Source organism: Roseburia sp. AM16-25 (genome assembly GCF_003473825.1).
GTDB lineage: Bacteria > Bacillota > Clostridia > Lachnospirales > Lachnospiraceae > Pararoseburia > Pararoseburia lenta.
Window position 1 is genome coordinate 205,474 of sequence record NZ_QUCW01000002.1, and the last position, 18,393, is coordinate 223,866.

The window sequence follows — 18,393 nt, forward strand, 5'->3', positions numbered from 1 at the left end:
ACTACATATGGTTAATTTGTTACCAATGATGGAAAATTATACATGATAGTTCGCGCAAGTTGGGACAGGATGCGCGCAAATATAGAAATGAAAGGGAATAAGATGCAATATACAACAGTGCTTTTTGATCTGGACGGCACGCTGACAGAGTCGGCACCGGGGATTGTCAATTCGGCGGCGCATGCCTTGGAAAAATTTGGAATACATGTAGAAGACAAAAATGACCTTTTGTGCTTCGTGGGACCACCATTGATCGAGTCTTTTCAGAAATATTATGGATTAGATGAGGTGCAGGCAGTTCAGGCTGTTTCCTATTATAGAGAGTATTACAGTACCAAGGGCTTGTTTGAAAACAAACTGATCGACGGCATACCGGAACTTCTGCTTACCTTAAAAAGTGCAGGAAAGCAGTTACTGGTTGCGACAAGCAAGCCGGAGTTCTTTAGTGAGCAGATCATATCCCATTATGGGATACGTCCGTATTTTACCTATGTTGCGGGGGCAACGATGGATGAGACCAGGACGGCAAAGAGCGAAGTGATCGCCTATGCGATGGAGCAGATCCCGGGTGTGGCAAAGGAAAATATCGTCATGGTCGGAGACAGACATCATGATGTTGACGGAGCGATCGCCAATGGACTGGACAGCATTGGGGTGACCTTTGGCTATGGAGACCGGGCAGAACTTGCAGATGCAGGTGCCACCTATATCGTGGATTCCGTCGCAGAACTTCAGAATCTGCTCTTGCAAAATTCGTAGGATTTAAGTATAGTTAAGCATATGGAAACGAAATTTTAGGATTTAGTTTCTTGTTGGCAATCATAAAGTAATCTAATTTACCCAATACACGTCAAAATACATTGTTATCTAAGCAATAAAAAGGAGGAGGAATAAATATGTTACAAGAAAGTATTAAAAAGTTGGTACAATACGGCATCAACACAGGATTGACCCCGGAGTGCGAGCGCATTTACACGACCAACCTGCTTTTGGATGTCATGAGGGAGGATGAGTACACGGATCCGGATTGTGATCTGTCTGACATTGTATTGGAGGATGTCTTAAAAGATCTTCTGGATGCGGCAGTAGAAAAGGGACTGATCGAGGATAGCGTTGTTTACCGCGACCTTTTTGATACACGTCTGATGAATTGTCTGATGCCACGTCCGGCGACTGTGCAGGCAAAATTTGCCGAAGAATACAAAAAGTCACCACAGGCAGCCACCGACTATTTCTTTAAACTCAGTCAGGACAGTGATTATATCCGTCGTTACCGTGTAAAGAAAGATAAGAAGTGGACCGTGGATACCAAGTACGGCACTCTGGATATCACCATCAATCTTTCCAAGCCGGAAAAGGATCCAAAGGCGATCGCGGCAGCTAAGAATGCCAAGCAGTCTGCTTATCCCAAGTGCCTGCTTTGCATAGAAAATGAGGGATATGCAGGACGCGCCAATCATCCTGCCAGAGAGAACCACCGTATCATCCCGCTGACTATGAACGGCAGCAGATGGGGATTCCAGTATTCTCCATACGTGTATTACAATGAGCACTGCATCGTTTTCAACGGTCAGCATACACCGATGAAGATCGAGCGTGCGACTTTTGTGAAATTGTTTGATTTTGTAAAGACATTTCCACATTACTTCTTGGGCTCCAATGCAGACCTGCCGATCGTTGGCGGATCCATTCTCAGCCATGACCATTTCCAGGGCGGTCACTATACCTTTGCTATGGAAAAGGCACCGATCATTGAAGAATTTATGGTAAAAGGTTTTGAAGATGTCAAGGCAGGCATTGTGAAATGGCCGCTTTCCGTGATCCGGCTTTCCTGCAAGGATGAAAAGCGTATCATTGATCTGGCAGATCATATCTTGGGATGCTGGAGAACTTATACTGACGAAGATGCTTTCATTTTTGCCGAGACTGACGGAGAGTTACATAATACGATCACACCGATCGCCAGAAAACGCGGTGATATGTTTGAACTGGATCTGGCTCTGCGCAATAACATTACGACAGAGGAACATCCGCTTGGGGTTTATCATCCTCATGCCAAGTTGCACCATATCAAAAAGGAAAATATCGGTCTGATCGAAGTCATGGGTCTTGCTGTACTTCCTTCCCGTCTGAAAGGGGAGATGGAAGCCCTTGCGGATGCGATTGTAAATGGTAAGGATATCCGTGCAGATGAGACCTTGAAAAAGCATGCAGACTGGGTAGATGAATTTACTGCCGCATATGAGAAGCAGGGCATTAATATTGATGCGACCAATGTTGATGGCATTTTGGAACAGGAAGTTGGCAAGGTCTTCTGTCAGGTTCTGGAAGATGCCGGTGTCTTCAAATGTGATGAAAAAGGACTGGAAGAATTCCGTAGATTTATTGCTGTTCTTTAGGATAGAGTGAGGGACACTCCTTGTGGCAAAAGGAACGTCCCTCACGCACTTTTTACGCACAAAAATAGACCTGGCGATCTGCCGGGTCTTCTTAGGTTTATCAGATGAACGGCTTGCGCCGATTGTTTTCTAAAGTAGGTGCTTTTGGTAAATTACATATTACCAAAAGCATACTTGAAGAATGATACTGCATCTTCGCCGTTCTTTTCCTGTGCCTCTACATACTTATTGTAATTGTAAACTACATATCCAAGACTATTTGAGAATTCCATAATTCATATCTCCTTTCAAATCATGCTTTTAAAATTGAATCAAATCATACTGTAACTTTTCGTATCTCTTAGAACTGTCCTAAAGCAAATTTTAAGAGTGAAACTGGCTTCTGACCATTTGCGCTTGTTTTGTTAGCGTATGTGTTGTACTGGCTGAACAATTCACCGAATGCATCAAATTCGTTATACATATCTTTTCTCTCCTTTCGTTTTTTCTTTTTCAAAGGTGCTTTCCTTTGATGACCTTACTATAGCACCGCCTATAGGTAATGTCAACAAAAACTTTATGTTAAAATTGTGTAATATGCATAAAAATAGGAGCGTTTACAAGCAAGATAACAAGTGGGGGAAAAATCACTGTGGTAAAAATGCACAATATAGTAGCACATAAATTGTGCATAAACACAATAATAGATACGAAAACCGGAAAGGCTGTGAAAAAGAAAACGAGGAATTCGTACATTTTGCATAAAAATTTATTCTTTGAAATAATTGCCAAAAAAGGGGCGTTAAATTTGTAATATATGCTATGTTGCGGCAGGAGCAGACCGGTGTTACAATATAGGAAACGAAGAAACTGATTTTAGTTTTCTGGTTTCCTAAAGAGGAAAAGGGAGGACGCGGGATGGAGAAACGTATTATAGAAGGCGCTTTACATATTGTAGAAAAGCAGGGGGTCAAATTTACCATGGACGAGTTGGCATCGGAACTCGGCATGAGCAAGAAAACGATCTATACCGTTTTTCGAGACAAGAACGAACTTTTGATAGCAATGGTCGATTACGTCTTTGATTATATTAAGGAAAGCGAAGCTTTGGTCATGGAGGATAAGCACTTATCCCTCTTACAGAAGATTCGCAAGATCTTAGGTGTGATGCCGGAGAATTATACGGATTTTGATTTCACCCAGTTTTATGTTTTGCGGGATAAGCACCCGGAAGTCTATGAACGCGTCAGACAGCGTTTGGAGAGCGGATGGGAGATGACCAACCGCCTATTGGAACAAGGCGTAGAGGAAGGCTTGATCCGTTCGGTCGATTTCCGGGTTTTCCAGTTGGTATTTGAGTCTGCGGTAGAGCGCTTCATTATGGGAGACGAACTTGAACGCGAGGAAATCGACTACATGCAGGCATTAGAAGAACTTGTGACCATTATGGTTGATGGAATTGTGGTACACAGATAGAAAGAGGATGGCAAATATGAAAGATCGCATCTATTTGATGAGGGATTGGTTTTTTACCGAAGAATTTACAGAAGACATGATCGTCGATACCATGGATGTTTCCCTGGCACAGACCGTTTCTCTGCCACACACCTGTAAGGAAACACCTTATCATTATTTTGATGAGCATACCTATCAGATGGTATCCTGCTATCAAAAGATCTTATACGCACCGGAAGGCTGGCAGGGCAAACGCCTGCTTTTGACTTTTGAGGCGGTAGGACATGAGGCAGAGGTTTATGTCAATGGCAAAAAGATGGCAGAACACCATTGTGGCTACACCGCCTTTACGATCGATATATCAGAAGCCTTGAATTATGGTGCCGACAATCTTTTGACGGTGCGGGTAGACTCCAATGAGACATTGGATCAGCCGCCGTTTGGATTTGTGATCGACTATATGACCTATGGCGGTATTTATCGTGATGTTTATCTGGAAGTAAAGAATTCTATTTATATAGAAGATATTTTCTTAAAACCAAAGTTTGCAGAGACTGTAACGACCAAGGGTATGGATGCCAAGGCAATCGCACAGATGCAGGTATCCGGTATCTTGGCATCGGAAGTTACTTACTCGGTCAAAGCACAGGAAGCGATCAGTGCCGGTCAGGTCGGTATCCGTCAGATCGTGGATGATCAGGTCGTTTTGGAAGCCCCGATCGCAACGACATCCTTTAGCACACCAGTTGCGGATGTCATGCTCTGGGACATTGAAAGCCCAAAGGTCTATGAGGTGACCACCCAGTTGCTCTACCAGGGACAGGTCGTGGATGAAAAGAGGGTGACGGTCGGATTTCGGGAAGCCCTGTTTCAAAAAGACGGCTTTTACCTAAATGGCAGAAAGGTCAGGATCCGTGGTCTCAACCGCCACCAGTCTTATGCCTATGTCGGATATGCTATGCCGGAGTCCATGCAGCGTCTGGATGCCAAGATTTTAAAGGAAGAACTTGCCGTCAATGCCGTGCGTACATCACACTATCCGCAGTCGCACTACTTTATGGATGCCTGCGACAGACTGGGACTTTTAGTCTTTACGGAAATGCCGGGCTGGCAGCATATCGGTGGTCAGGCTTGGCAGGATCAGGCAGTGGAAAATATCAAAGATATGATCGTGCAGTATCGCAATCATCCGTCCATTATCCTTTGGGGCGTGCGCATCAACGAGTCGCAGGACAATGATGCTTTTTACGAGAGAACCAATGCCACGGCACATGCCTTGGATGATACGAGACAGACCGGCGGTGTCCGTGCTATGAAAAAGAGTCATCTTCTGGAAGACGTTTACACCTACAACGATTTTGTCCACAGTGGTGCCAATGCCGGTTGTGAACCAAAGGAAAAGGTCACTTCCGATGCAGAAAAGCCTTATCTGATCACAGAGTACAACGGACACATGTATCCGACCAAGATGTTTGATTGGGAAGAACACAGACGCGAGCATATGATCCGCCATGCAAATGTCCTCGATGCTGTTGCAGGACAGGAAGATATCGCAGGTTCCTTTGGCTGGTGCATGTTTGACTACAACACCCACAAGGACTTTGGCAGCGGAGACCGCATTTGTTATCACGGCGTTTTGGATATGTTCCGAAATCCAAAACCGGCAGCTGCTGTTTATGCAAGCCAAGAAGACAGGAATCCGGTCTTGGAACTGTCATCGACAATGGATATCGGCGAGCATCCGGCTTGTAACCGGGGCGATACCTATCTGATCTCCAATGCAGACAGTGTACGGATGTATAAGAACAACATCCTGATCAAGGAATACAAACAGAGTGATTCTAAGTATCAGAATTTAAAACATGGACCGATCCTGATCAATGATTATGTGGGGGATGCCATTGCAAAAGAAGAAGGCTATTCCAAGAGACAGGCAAAGATCGTCAAGGATTGTATGAACCATGTGGCAATGCATGGTATGCAGATCACACCAAAACTTGTCTGGAATGCTTTTCAGTTGATTTGTATCTACCATATGAACCCAAACGATGCGGTAGGTCTTTACAATAAATATGTAGGCGATTGGGGAGGCGAATCCAAGCAGTATCGCTTTGATGCGATCAAGGATGGCAAGGTTGTCCGTTCCCTGATCAAGACACCGATGAAAAAAGCATCTTTGGCGGTTAGCCTGTCGGCAACGACACTGGTGGAAGATATTACCTATGATGTCATAGAGGCGCGCGTGCGAGCCGTCGATGAATATGGCAATCAACTTTATTATATGCAGGAATCACTTTCTGTCACAATAAGCGGTCCGGTCGAACTGATCGGTCCAAATGCAGTGCCACTTCGCGGAGGAGCCACAGGGCTTTATATAAAATCCATGGGGGAGCCGGGAGAAGCATCTGTCACGATAGCGTGTGCAGGCTTGGATCCGGTCACGATCAAATTAGAAGTGCAAAGCACAAGGGAGGATAATTAATATGGAAGAAAAATCAAAAGTAATCTTTGGCAATGTCATGAGCGACAAGGTTTACAAGAGCGCTGTCAAATCTAAGAAAAAGTTTATCAAGAAGTTTGGAGATGACTCCAATGTAGATTACCCAATCTACATTCAGAAGAATGAGCATATCGGCGATTCACTTGGTGTCTATGACATCCTTTTAAAAGAGGGGGACAGCCCTGAAGAATTTGATCATGAAAAGGGTATCATTGTTGGGAATATCCGTATGGGATTCGGCCATTACCGTATTTCTATGGCAATGGCATCCGCTGCAAAAGCTATGGGATATACCCCGTACTGGATGGATCTCAACGGCTATCCACAGACCACCTGTACCAAGGTGATCAGTGCACAGAACGATCTCTATTCTTTGGGATCACGTCTTTCAAAAAATGCACTCTTTAACAAACTGGTCTGGGAGCCGACCAACTATGAGACCTTCCGTCAGTTGAAGTACAATGCATCCGATCAGAAGAATGCAGAACTGATGGCTCCGGTTTACCGCAATGTGCCAAAGGATATCCCGGTGATCGGTACACACGTATGGCCGGCACAGGCAGCCATTCATGCAGGCATGAAAAACGTTGTCAATGCCATTCCGGACAACTGGCCAATGGCACTGCATTTCGCAGAGGGAAGTGTACATACCATCCAGTGTAAAAATGCTTACATGGGCTACCTTATCTGTAACGGCATGAACGGCGATGAGGTCTGCAAGGAGATGCCAAATGAAGATCTGGTCTACACCGGACATTATATCGATCATGAACTGGTATCGAATATCGAGGCAGATTGCGATGCGAGAATGGCAAGAAAGGCAAAGGGAGCACCAATGCGTTTCCTTCTTACCATCGGTGGTGCAGGCGCACAGAAAGAGATCTTTGCAGCCATTATCAAATATCTGCTTCCGATGATCAAGGACAACAAGGCAGCCCTTTATGTCAATGTCGGAGATTACAAGAATGTCTGGGATGATCTTTCCAAGGATATCCCGGAAATGGCAGGCGTGGCAACCGAGCACTTTAATGAGTTTGAGGCAACAACAAAGTTTGCAGAAGAGGCACTGACCGGTGAGGTGACAGGCATCCATGCTTTCTATCATGAAAACATTTTTGAAGCCGTATATTGCACCAACCTTTTGATGCGCAGTGCGGATGTGCTTGTGACAAAGCCAAGTGAACTTGCTTTTTATCCGGTGCCAAAACTTTTTATCAAGCGTGTCGGAAAGCATGAAATGTGGGGAGCTATCCATTCTGCAGAGATGGGTGACGGAACACTCGAATGTCGCGATATCCCACATACTTTGCAGATGATCGACATCTTTATGAAGGATGACAAACTGCTGGGAGAAATGTGCAACAGTATCAGGTTGAACAAGTCCGTTGGTCTTTATGACGGTGCATATAAAGTAGTAGAGATCGCTATGGGCTTAAAAGAGAAGAATAAATAATCAAAGGGGTTTTTAAGGAGGTTTTCTAAAATGGAAGAAAAGAAGAACTTGAATGGCAAAGAGAAATTTGCTTACGGTATCGGTGCCGTTGGAAAAGACATGGTCTATATGCTGTCCGCGGCTTATATCCTTTATTACTATCAGGATATCATGGGCGTAAGTGCCATTGCCATGGGTATCATTTTGCTGGTGGCTCGTGTGTTTGATGCCTTTAACGATCCGATCATGGGCGTTATCGTTGCAAAGACCAAAACAAAATGGGGCAAATTCCGTCCGTGGCTGATGATCGGAACCCTTACCAATGCCATCATGCTATATCTGATGTTTGCAGCACCGCCTGCATTGAATGGTGGTGGACTCGTAGCATATGCAGCCGTTACATATATCTTATGGGGAATGACATACACCATGATGGATATTCCTTACTGGTCTATGATCCCGGCTTTCACCGAAGCAGGAAAGGAACGTGAAGGTTTATCAGCACTCGCAAGATCTTGCGCCGGTGTTGGTTCCGCATTGATCTCTATCGTGACGGTTATGGCAGTATCTGCCCTTGGTCATGCTTTTGGTACAGATGCAAATTATGAGCAGGTAGGTTACAAGTACATGGCACTTATCGTTGCAGTCCTGTTTGTTGTATTCATCACGATTACCTGTGTGACGATCAAGGAAAAGTCCTCTGTAGAAATGCAGTCCGCATCTGTTAAAGATATGTTCAAGGCTCTGATCCAGAACGATCAGGCAATGACCGTCGTTGTTGCGATCGTTATGATCAACACGGCACTTTACATTACCCAGAATCTTTTGATCTACTTCTTTAAGTATGATTTCAGCCCGGCAAACTGGGAAGCAAACTATACATTGTTCAATACCTGTGGTGGAGCATTCCAGATCCTGGCAATGATGATCCTCTTCCCATTGTTCCGTAAGTTCATGAACACAATGAAGATCTTTACACTGAGTTTTGCTATGGCACTTGCAGGTTACGTGATCATCCTTGGAATTTCTGCAAGCGGATCCAGCAACGTATATCTGTTACTGATCCCGGCATTCCTTATCATGGCTGCCATCGGTATGTTGAATGTCATTATCACGATCTTCCTTGCAAACACAGTGGATTACGGTGAGTTAAAGAATGATCGTAGAGATGAATCCGTTATCTTTTCTATGCAGACATTCGTTGTAAAATTAGCATCCGGTCTGTCAGCATTGGTAGCATCTATCGTTCTTGCCGTATTTAACATCAAGAAGAATGAAACCGGTACACTGACACAACTTGCCAGCGGTCAGAGAGTAGGACTCCGTGGCTGTATGACTCTGCTTCCGATCGTTGTTCTGATCATCGGTTATATCGTATATAAGAAGAATTACAAGTTGACCGATGAGAAACTGGAAGAGATCACCCAGGAATTAGAGGCGAAAAAGCAGGCATAAAACGAAAAAAAATAATTAAATTTTTGCAATCCGAGCGGCTTTCCTATTATAATGATAGGAGAGTCGTTTTGGACTAAAAGGATTAGGAGGTAGGAGAACTATGATAGAAATTCGGGATGGTTTTTATGCCCTGCACACCCTGCATACGACCTATGCCTTTCGTGTGATGGAGACAGGACAGTTAGAACATTTGTATTATGGCAGAAAGATTTCCTTGGGGGATGGCAGCAGCCTTGTAGAAAAGCATGCCTTTGCTCCGGGAAATACCATCGCCTACGATCAGGAACACTTGAATTTTACACTGGAAGATATGTGCCTGGAAGTTTCCGGCTACGGCAAGGGCGATATCCGCGAACCTTTTGTTGAGGTGATCTGCGACAATGGCAGTTCTACAACGGATTTTGTCTTTGTAGATGCGGCAGAAAAGAAGGGAAAAGCAGCACTTGAGACCCTGCCGAGTACCTATGACGTTTCCAAAGAAGCGGAACAACTCGTGGTGCATCTGCGCGATAAGAACGAGGGCTTTTTGCTGGAACTGGTCTATAGCGTATTTCCAAAGGAAGATGTCATCACGCGTTCCGCCAAGTTCATCAATAAATCAGATAAGCCGGTACGCCTGACGCGTCTTATGAGTATGCAGTTAGACCTCAACCGGTCCGGTTATGTCGTCACCTCTTTCCATGGCGGCTGGACAAAGGAGATGAACCGCTATGATACGACCGTCAATATCGGTAAGTTCGTCAATGCGTCCTATACGGGATCTTCTTCTAACCGCTGCAATCCCTTTATCATGGTAAGCGAGCCGGATACGTCAGAGACCATGGGCGATTGCTATGGATTTAACCTGGTTTACAGTGGAAACCACTATGAGGCTGTCGAGGTCAACAGTTTTGAAAAGACCCGTATCGTTACCGGTATCAATCCGACCAACTTTGCCTTTTTGCTGGCACCGGGAGAGTCTTTTGAGTCACCTGAGGCGGTCATGACATTTTCACACGAGGGATTTTCCGGCGTGAGCGCGCATATGCATCCTTTTGTCAGAGAGCATGTGGTAAGAGGAAGTTGGCAGCACAAGGAACGTCCGGTACTGCTCAACAGTTGGGAGGCTTCTTATTTTGATATTTCAGAGTCCAGTTTGCTTCGTCTGGCCAAGATGGGAAAAGACGTTGGCGTGGAACTCTTTGTCATGGATGACGGCTGGTTCGGCGAGCGTAACAACGATACACGTGCCCTGGGTGATTGGACACCAAATACCAAGAAACTGCCAAATGGTGTGGCAGGACTTTGCAAAAAGGTAAATGATCTGGGACTGGCTTTCGGTATCTGGATCGAGCCGGAAATGGTCAACACGGATAGCGACCTTTACCGTGCACACCCGGAGTGGAGCATGGAGATCCCGGGAAAGGACCATTCCGAAGGACGTAATCAGCGTGTACTTGATTTTGCCAATCCGGCAGTGGTAGATCATATGATCGAGCAGATGAAGCAGGTGATCGGTTCTGCAAATATCGCTTATGTAAAATGGGATATGAACCGTATTATCTCAGATTATTATTCGCAGTATCTGCCGAAGGACAGACAGCAGGAAGTAGCACATCGCTATATTCAGGGCGTCTATCGTCTGGCAAAAGAACTGACACAGGCATTCCCGGAGGTCCTGTTTGAGGGTTGTGCAGCAGGCGGCAACCGTTTTGATCTGGGGATGCTCTGCTATTTCCCGCAGATCTGGGCGAGTGACAATACGGATGCCGTATGCCGTCTGAACATCCAGAATGGCTATTCCTATGGCTATCCGATGTCCTGTGTATCTGCCCATGTATCGGCATGTCCGAACCATCAGACCCTGCGTGTGACCCCGCTGGAATCCCGTTTTGCAGTGGCATCCTTTGGGGTACTGGGCTACGAGTGCAATCTGTGTGATATGTCAAAAGAAGATCTGGAGAGCATCAAGGCGCAGATCGCACTTTATAAGGAATACAGAAAGGTATGGCAGTTTGGCGATTTTTACCGGGTAGAAAGCGGAAATCATTACCAGTGGAATGTGGTATCCCAGGATAAAAAGACGGCTATCGGTATGATCATGCAAAGAGAAGTGCAGCCAAATACCATGTTCAAGAAATATCAGGCAAGAGGATTAGATCCGGCAAAGACCTATCATTTTGTCGGGCTGCCGCGCAAGTATAATATCAAGGAATTTGGCGATCTGGTCAATACGGCAGCGCCGATCCATGTAAAACCGGATTCACTGGTACACAATGTGCTTGCTAAGTTTGTCAAGATGGATGGAGAGACAGAAGACTATCTGTGCAGTGGAGATTCCATCATGTACGATGGTGTGAAACTGAAGCAGTCCTTTGTGGGAACCGGCTACAGTGATGAAGTCCGTCACTTCCCGGACTATGCGTCAAGACTCTACTTCATGACAGAGGAGTAAACGCGTCTGCCCTTGTCTACTTGGCACTCTTGTCGATGAAGTTGGATTTGTACTTGGAGTAGACGATCTTCTGGCTGCTGTAAAGGCTGTAGTAACCGGATACGGTATAACTAAAGCCGATGGCAAGCAGGAAGAAAGGTGTCCCTTCAAATCCAAACAACTCAAAGCATATGAGCAGGGATGTGATCGGACTGTTGGTCACACCGCAGAAGAGTGCGCCCATACCGACAGCCGCACACAAAGATGGAGAAAAGCCGATCAGGTTGCCAAACATAGATCCAAAGGAAGCTCCGATGAAAAAGGTCGGTACGATCTCGCCGCCCTTGTAACCGCATCCAAGGGTCAATGCTGTAAAGAGGATCTTTAGCAAAAAGGCGAGGGAGGAAATGTCTCCCGCCATACAAAAGGTGATCATGGATGTACCGGTGCCGTTATAGGTCTGGTTGTCAATGCCGCCAACGGCAAAGGACAGTGCCAATACCGCACAGCCACCGACAAAGGCACGCAGGTAAGGATTGGCAAACAATTTCTGATAGAGGGCGCTGGTCTTATGCAAAGAGACACAGAAAAAGATACTCAGCAATCCGCAAAGGATGGAAAAACCGGAAATGATAAGTCCGGTATTTAAGTCAAAGGCTGGCAGTTCCAAGATTTCATAGGACGGCGATGCAATGCCAAAGACATACAGGGCAATGGCGCGCGCAATGAGCGAGGAGATCGCGCAAGGAAGCAGGGCTGCATAATGCATGATTCCGACGCTGACGACTTCCATGGAAAAGACAGCGGCTGCGATCGGTGTTCCGAAAAGAGCAGAAAAGGCAGCACTCATGCCGCACATGATCATAATGTTGCGGTCTTCTTTTTCACGAAATCCCAGATATTCACCAAAGGCATTTCCGATACTGCCACCCAGCTGCAGGGCAGCACCCTCTCGTCCGGCAGAACCACCGACCAAATGGGTCAAAATGGTGCTGATATAGATGAGGGGAGCCATGCGAAGGGGAATACGGTCATCGGAATGGATCGCAGAGATGACAAGGTTGGTTCCGGGATCTTTTTCGTGCAGGATCAGATGGTACATGGCAACGATCGCCATGGCACCGAAAGGCAGTCCGAACAAGAGATAGGCATGGCTGAGACGAAAAGCCGTCACTGCCTGTAAGAGATAGCCGAAGGATCCGCTGATCAGACCGACAACGATCCCAATGAGCACAGAGACTAAGAGCCAACGCAAAGTAGAGTTGAAACGTCTGACATTGTGCTCGGATTTTTGAAAGAAAAGTGATTTATTAAACATAGTTTTATTCCTAACTTATTTATAGTAAAATGATAGTAACAAAGCAACTTGCGGATGCGAAGATGCATATGTATGTTATCACGTCTGGCACTATAATTCAAATGAGAAGATATAAGAGGAATACAAATGGATAAAACATACGATTTTATTGTCAATTTACATTCCAGGACAGGAAAGGCAAAGGAGATCTGGGAGTCTTTAGAGGAGATCTTAACCAAAGATGGGGTTTCCTACCGGGTCCACATTACAGAATATGTCGGTCATGCGACAAAGATCGCCGAAGATCTGACCGCAGATGATGCATATCATTTTCTGGTGGTTGCCGGAGGGGACGGCACGATCAATGAGGTCTTAAACGGTATCCGCGATCTTTCAAAGGTCAGTTTTGGCTATCTGCCGCTTGGCTCTGCCAATGATTTTGCCAGAGGCTTACATATTACGGCAGAACCGGAAGTGATCTTAAGACAGATTCTGGCATCGGAGACAGAGGATGCCTATGATCTGGGGCAGGTCTGCTGTGGCGGACAGACGAGACGCTTTGCCATCAGTGCAGGCGCAGGCATTGATGCCGCGGTCTGCAGGGAAGCACTGACCTCAAGGCTCAAGGTCTTTTTGAACCGTTTTCATCTGGGTAAACTGACCTATGGACTGCTTACCGTAGCAGAACTTTTCCGTGCGCCTTTTGTATCCGGTAAGGTAGAACTGACGGACGGCAGAGAGTTTCATATGAAGAATATCATTTTTACGGCAGCCATGAACTTCCCTTGCGAGGGAGGCGGTGTTCCCATGGCACCTTCTGCGGATGCGCATGACGGTAAGTTATCTGCCTGTCTGGTCTATGGCATACCAAGATTTCTTTGTCTGTGTGCCTTTCCATTTCTGATCGCAGGCAAGCATGAAAATATCCGCGGCTTTGAGATCGTAGAAGCGGAGGAGTTGCATGTCGTTTTTGACAAGCCTATGGTGGTGCATGCGGACGGTGAGGACTGCGGTGACCAGACAGATGTGACTTTCCGCTGTCTGCCCGGAGCACTTCACATGCCACATTTAGATTAGTTTTACATGACAAAAGACACCTTTAGATGTATGATATAAAAATAAGGGGAAATGACATCAATGGGGGAAAGTTGATGGAATTACTATATAAGATCAAGGATCGTGTGCAGCAGGAGAGCATTGATTACATTGAGGAAAACAGATCCAGTGTTGTCAAGAACAACCAAAAGACCCTGTTTGCACTGAATATTATTTATTTCGTGGTCGTTGTCGGATATCTTCTGGCATCAATGACCGTATTTTCAGAATGGCAGGTTACAGGCGTTTATGCCAGAGCCGTAGCCGTACATCTTGTTGTACTGCCGATCATTATCATCCGTTATCGGAAAAAGACGAGATCCTATAAGGAAGTTTCGATCGTCTGCAAGGTCTTTCAGTTGTATGTGATGACCTTTGCCGGGATCATGAGTATCGTGCCGATCGAGATGAACCAGCCGGCAGTCTACTATATGCCGATGGCAGTAGCATTTGTCGTGGCATTTACCTATACCTTTTATCAGGCGCTGGGACTGGTACTTTTAGAGATGGCAGTCTATGTGCTGGCGTCCTTTTTGACCAAGTCGATCGAGGTCTTTTCGGTTGATCTCTTTAGTTGTATTTTTGGTATTATTCTTGCAGGCTATGTGGCAAAGATCTTGTATTCTTATCGCGCCAGCGAGAATGAGGCAAAGCAGCGGATCCGCCGTATGGGTATGATGGATCGCCTGACCTCGACCTACAACAAGGCAAGTACAGAGTTCCTTTGCAAGGAGTTTATGCGTTCTCATCCGCAGTCGGATTGTGTTATGCTGATTTTGGATTTTGACAATTTTAAAATGGTCAATGATACTTACGGACATCAGGCAGGGGATGAGGTCTTACGCAGTTTTGGCAAGATCCTGCGCCATTCGATCGGGACAGATGATATCGCCGGACGTTTTGGCGGCGATGAGTTTTTCTTGTTTTTCAAGAAGAAAGATATTACGGATGCCTTGATGAGCGTGGAGCGTGTCATGGAGCAGACCAGAGCCATGCGTGCACCGGATGGCAGACAGCCGTTTTCCTGTAGTGTGGGTATCGCTATCCGCCGTGCGACGGACGATACCATGGAGTCTTACGACCAACTTCTCGCCAGAGCAGACCGTGCGCTTTATGATGTCAAGCGCAGCGGCAAGAATAATTACAAGATTGATTCATAAATATAAGCCTCATCCCATATATTAGAGTAAATATGGGAGGGGCTTTTTCTTATGGGAGAAACAAGGTTTTCTTTATATAACGATATACAGAGCAGGACAAACGGAGAGATATACATAGGAGTTGTAGGACCGGTGCGTACCGGTAAGTCTACCTTTATCAAACAGTTCATGGAGCAGATGGTGCTTCCGAATATCAAAGAGGAAAATGCCCTGCGACGCACGGTGGATGAATTGCCACAATCAGCACAGGGGCGTACCATCATGACGACGGAGCCTAAGTTTGTGCCAAAAGAGCAGGTAGAGATCGAACTGGAGCATGACCTGACCTGCAAGATCCGCCTGATCGATTGTGTGGGATTTTTGATCCAGGGAGCCAAGGGGGCCATGGAGGGCGATAAGGAGCGTATGGTAAAAACGCCATGGTCAACCCGCGAGATCCCTTTTGAAAAAGCGGCTACGATCGGGACAGAAAAGGTCATTTCGGATCATGCAACGATCGGGGTGGTCATCACCTGTGACGGCACCTTTGGAGAGTTGGATCGCGAGGCATTTGTGGAGGCAGAAAGACGCACGGTGGAAAAACTGCGTGCCATCGGAAAGCCCTATGTTATGATCATCAATTCCGGGCATCCCCACAGCGAGGAGACCAAAAAACTGGCAGAAGATCTGGAAGCGGAATACCGGTGCAGTGTGCTTCCTATGAATTGTCAGCAGATGGTCAAAAAAGATTTTGAAGAACTTTTGTCGCGTGTCTTATATGAATTTCCGGTCAGTGGCATCTCTTTTTCCATTCCAAAATGGGTGGAAATGCTGCCGGCAGATCATGAGATCAAGCAGAGCATTGCTTCTTATGCAAAGAGGATCTTAGCCGATACGACAAAAGTGCGGGATATTTTTGCCATTGATTTTTCCCAGCCGGAGGACTACATAGAAAAGACAACATTGACGGGTGTGGATCTGGCAACCGGACGGATCTCCATTTCCATCAGTCTGGAGGAGTCTTTCTACTATGAAAATATCTCGCAGTTAGCGGGCATGCCGATCACAGGCGAATATCAACTCTTATCCTACATCGGCAATCTGTCAAACCTGCGCAGATCCTATGAAAAGGTGGCAGATGCCATGCAGTCCGTGGAGCAAAAGGGCTACGGGGTGGTATCGCCGGAACTGTCTGATATCACCATGGAAGAACCGGTGCTGATCCGCCATGGTAATAAGTTTGGGGTCAAGATGAAAGCCTTATCGCCGTCCATTCATATGATCCGTGCCAACATTGAGACAGAGATCGCGCCGATCGTCGGCAGTGAACAGCAGGCGCAGGATCTGATCGACTATATCAAGGAGGGACAAAAGACCAAGGAAGGTGTCTTTGAGACCAATATCTTTGGTAAGTCGGTTGGTGAACTGATGGAGGACGGTATGCGCAGTAAGATCGCCGCCATGGATGATGAATGTCAGTTGAAGTTGCAGGATACCATGCAAAAGATCGTCAATGACAACAATGGTGGATTGATTTGCATTATTATATAGGTACAAATTCCAATTTTTGTGGTAATACGGATTTAATATATACTTTATGATACGGAATACAAATGAAAAATGCGTTCTCTTGTGCAAAAGATTGCGCAGGAGGATGACAAGATGGATCTGATGATCCGCGTTCATGACACCGGCAAGTACGGCAAAGATATTATGTGCAGAGTGGATCGCTGATTGGAAAGGATGCATTTTCGGATGCCGGTCGTGTAAAGACATTGGTACTGCCTCAAAGTGCAGATGTGACATTGGAGAAAGCAGGATTTTTTGGAAAAGGGGTGCATGATCGTAAAATGTGGCTGAAATTGCGATACGCACCCATCGCTTATGTGTGCAAAAATTAGACATTAAACTCCGCGTGTCGTACAAAATTCGACAAATTATTACACAATTCTAAACGAATGAGGAAGATTGTTTATATTTATTAAAAAAGTTTGAAATTATATAAACTAAGTGTTAAAATCATAACGAAATGAGGGATAAGTCCTCAAGATAGAACAACGTATAAATACAAGTAAGGGAGGAATGTAATTATGTTGTTTCAGATTTACGGCAGCACATCTGCTACACAGCTTTTAGGCTGGGTACTTGTGTTTGCAGGACTCATTATCATGAATGAGATCGGTCGTCGTACAAAGGCCGGCGGAATTTTAATTTTCGTTATCATTCCAATCATTCTGACAGTTTACTTTATTGGTATGCATTTAGGCGCATTTGGCGGTGCATCCAATACAACTATGGAGTACATGGATGGATGGTTCCATTACTTCAAACTCTATGCAGCAGATATCGGATGTGTCGGCTTCATGATGATCAAGTACAAGTGGGGCATTGGTGCCAAAGATTGGTTCAAGCCATTCCCATGGTTGATCGTAGCAGCCAACATCATGATCGCAGTTGTTTCTGACCTTGAGTCAGCAGTACATGCTTTCGCAATCACAGGCGACCTTTCAGGTGCTTGGTGGGCATCCAACGAAGGTGTATTCCTTTATGGTGGATGGTGGAACGTACTCAACGCTATCGCTGGTCTCATCAACATCTTCTGTATGACAGGCTGGTGGGGAATCTACTCATCAAAGGACAAGAACACAGAAGATATGTTGTGGCCTGATATGACTGTATGGTTCATTGTTGCATACGATATTTGGAACTTCCAGTATACATATGCTAACTTACCTACACATACATGGTATTGTGGTGTTGCACTTCTTCTTGCTCCTACATTTGCTAACGCACTTTGGAACAAGGGTGGTTGGATCCAGAACCGTGCTAACACACTTGCAATCTGGTGTATGTTCGCTCAGGTATTCCCATTATTCCAGTTGAGCAAGACTTTCTCAGTTCTTCCATCTGTTTACGGTGGAGCAGCAGCAAAGGGTTACTCAGCACTTGATCTTTATGACAAGGCAATCGCTGTTTACAACAGTGGCGTAAATACTTCTAACGAAGTTATCGCTGACATGGGAATCACAGCAAACCCAACAGCACAGGGTGTTGTCTCAATCCTTGCACTTGTAGCAAACGTAATCTGCATCTCTGTTATCATCAAGAGATCTATCGAGCAGAAGAAGAACCCATACAAGAACGATATCTGGGTTGGTACAAGAGATTACGAGCAGGCTATGGCAAGAGCAGCAAAGTAATTTACTTTGTATAAGATACGATAAGTATG

Annotated in this window: 13 protein-coding genes; 11 read left to right on the forward strand and 2 right to left on the reverse strand. The window is 45.6% G+C overall.

What is annotated here, in order from left to right; genetic code table 11:
- Positions 1-102: 102 nt before the first annotated feature.
- Both DW183_RS04860 and galT read left to right on the forward strand, forming a co-directional pair.
- A complete protein-coding gene (locus DW183_RS04860) occupies positions 103-759 on the forward strand; it encodes an HAD family hydrolase (RefSeq protein WP_118281354.1) in 657 nt (218 codons plus the stop codon).
- Positions 760-896: 137 nt separating this feature from the next.
- Positions 897-2,399 carry a UDP-glucose--hexose-1-phosphate uridylyltransferase gene (gene galT, locus DW183_RS04865; RefSeq protein WP_118280895.1) on the forward strand — a complete coding sequence of 501 codons (1,503 nt, stop codon included), beginning with the start codon at positions 897-899 and terminating at the stop codon, positions 2,397-2,399.
- Between the two features lie 340 nt (positions 2,400-2,739).
- On the opposite strand, the gene DW183_RS12730 is transcribed toward galT, so the two are convergent.
- A complete protein-coding gene (locus DW183_RS12730; RefSeq protein WP_256386574.1) occupies positions 2,740-2,862 on the reverse strand; it encodes a hypothetical protein in 123 nt (40 codons plus the stop codon).
- Positions 2,863-3,296: 434 nt separating this feature from the next.
- On the opposite strand from DW183_RS12730, the gene DW183_RS04870 reads away from it, so the two are divergent.
- From DW183_RS04870 to DW183_RS04890, 5 genes are all read left to right on the forward strand, one after another.
- The gene (locus DW183_RS04870; RefSeq protein WP_118280896.1) at positions 3,297-3,854 is read left to right on the forward strand and encodes a TetR/AcrR family transcriptional regulator; all 558 of its coding nucleotides are present in this window, start codon (positions 3,297-3,299) and stop codon (positions 3,852-3,854) included.
- Between the two features lie 16 nt (positions 3,855-3,870).
- Positions 3,871-6,315, forward strand: coding sequence for a glycoside hydrolase family 2 protein (locus DW183_RS04875; RefSeq protein WP_118280897.1), 2,445 nt, complete (start codon positions 3,871-3,873; stop codon positions 6,313-6,315).
- Between the two features lies 1 nt (position 6,316).
- Positions 6,317-7,786, forward strand: coding sequence for a DUF6937 domain-containing protein (locus tag DW183_RS04880; RefSeq protein ID WP_118280898.1), 1,470 nt, complete (start codon positions 6,317-6,319; stop codon positions 7,784-7,786).
- A gap of 30 nt (positions 7,787-7,816) precedes the next feature.
- A complete protein-coding gene (locus tag DW183_RS04885) occupies positions 7,817-9,220 on the forward strand; it encodes a glycoside-pentoside-hexuronide (GPH):cation symporter (RefSeq protein WP_118280899.1) in 1,404 nt (467 codons plus the stop codon).
- 100 nt (positions 9,221-9,320) lie between these two features.
- Positions 9,321-11,654 (forward strand): alpha-galactosidase, encoded by a 2,334-nt coding sequence (locus tag DW183_RS04890; protein WP_118280900.1) that lies wholly within the window; start codon positions 9,321-9,323, stop codon positions 11,652-11,654.
- A gap of 16 nt (positions 11,655-11,670) precedes the next feature.
- On the opposite strand, the gene DW183_RS04895 is transcribed toward DW183_RS04890, so the two are convergent.
- Positions 11,671-12,951, reverse strand: coding sequence for a chloride channel protein (locus tag DW183_RS04895; RefSeq protein WP_118280901.1), 1,281 nt, complete (start codon positions 12,949-12,951; stop codon positions 11,671-11,673).
- Positions 12,952-13,077: 126 nt separating this feature from the next.
- Here DW183_RS04895 and DW183_RS04900 point away from each other — a divergent pair, with 126 nt between their 5' ends.
- The 4 genes from DW183_RS04900 (at position 13,078) to DW183_RS04920 (ending at position 18,364) form a co-directional block, all read left to right on the forward strand.
- Complete coding sequence (locus tag DW183_RS04900) at positions 13,078-14,007, forward strand: diacylglycerol/lipid kinase family protein (RefSeq protein ID WP_118280902.1); 930 nt, start codon at positions 13,078-13,080, stop codon at positions 14,005-14,007.
- 74 nt (positions 14,008-14,081) lie between these two features.
- Positions 14,082-15,185 (forward strand): GGDEF domain-containing protein, encoded by a 1,104-nt coding sequence (locus tag DW183_RS04905; protein WP_158573023.1) that lies wholly within the window; start codon positions 14,082-14,084, stop codon positions 15,183-15,185.
- A gap of 51 nt (positions 15,186-15,236) precedes the next feature.
- On the forward strand, positions 15,237-16,715 hold the full coding sequence (gene spoIVA / locus DW183_RS04910) for a stage IV sporulation protein A (RefSeq protein WP_118280904.1): 1,479 nt from the start codon (positions 15,237-15,239) through the stop codon (positions 16,713-16,715).
- Positions 16,716-17,254: 539 nt separating this feature from the next.
- Entirely contained in the window at positions 17,255-18,364 is a 1,110-nt protein-coding gene (locus DW183_RS04920) for a DUF5692 family protein (protein ID WP_118280906.1), read from the forward strand.
- Positions 18,365-18,393 lie beyond the last annotated feature (29 nt).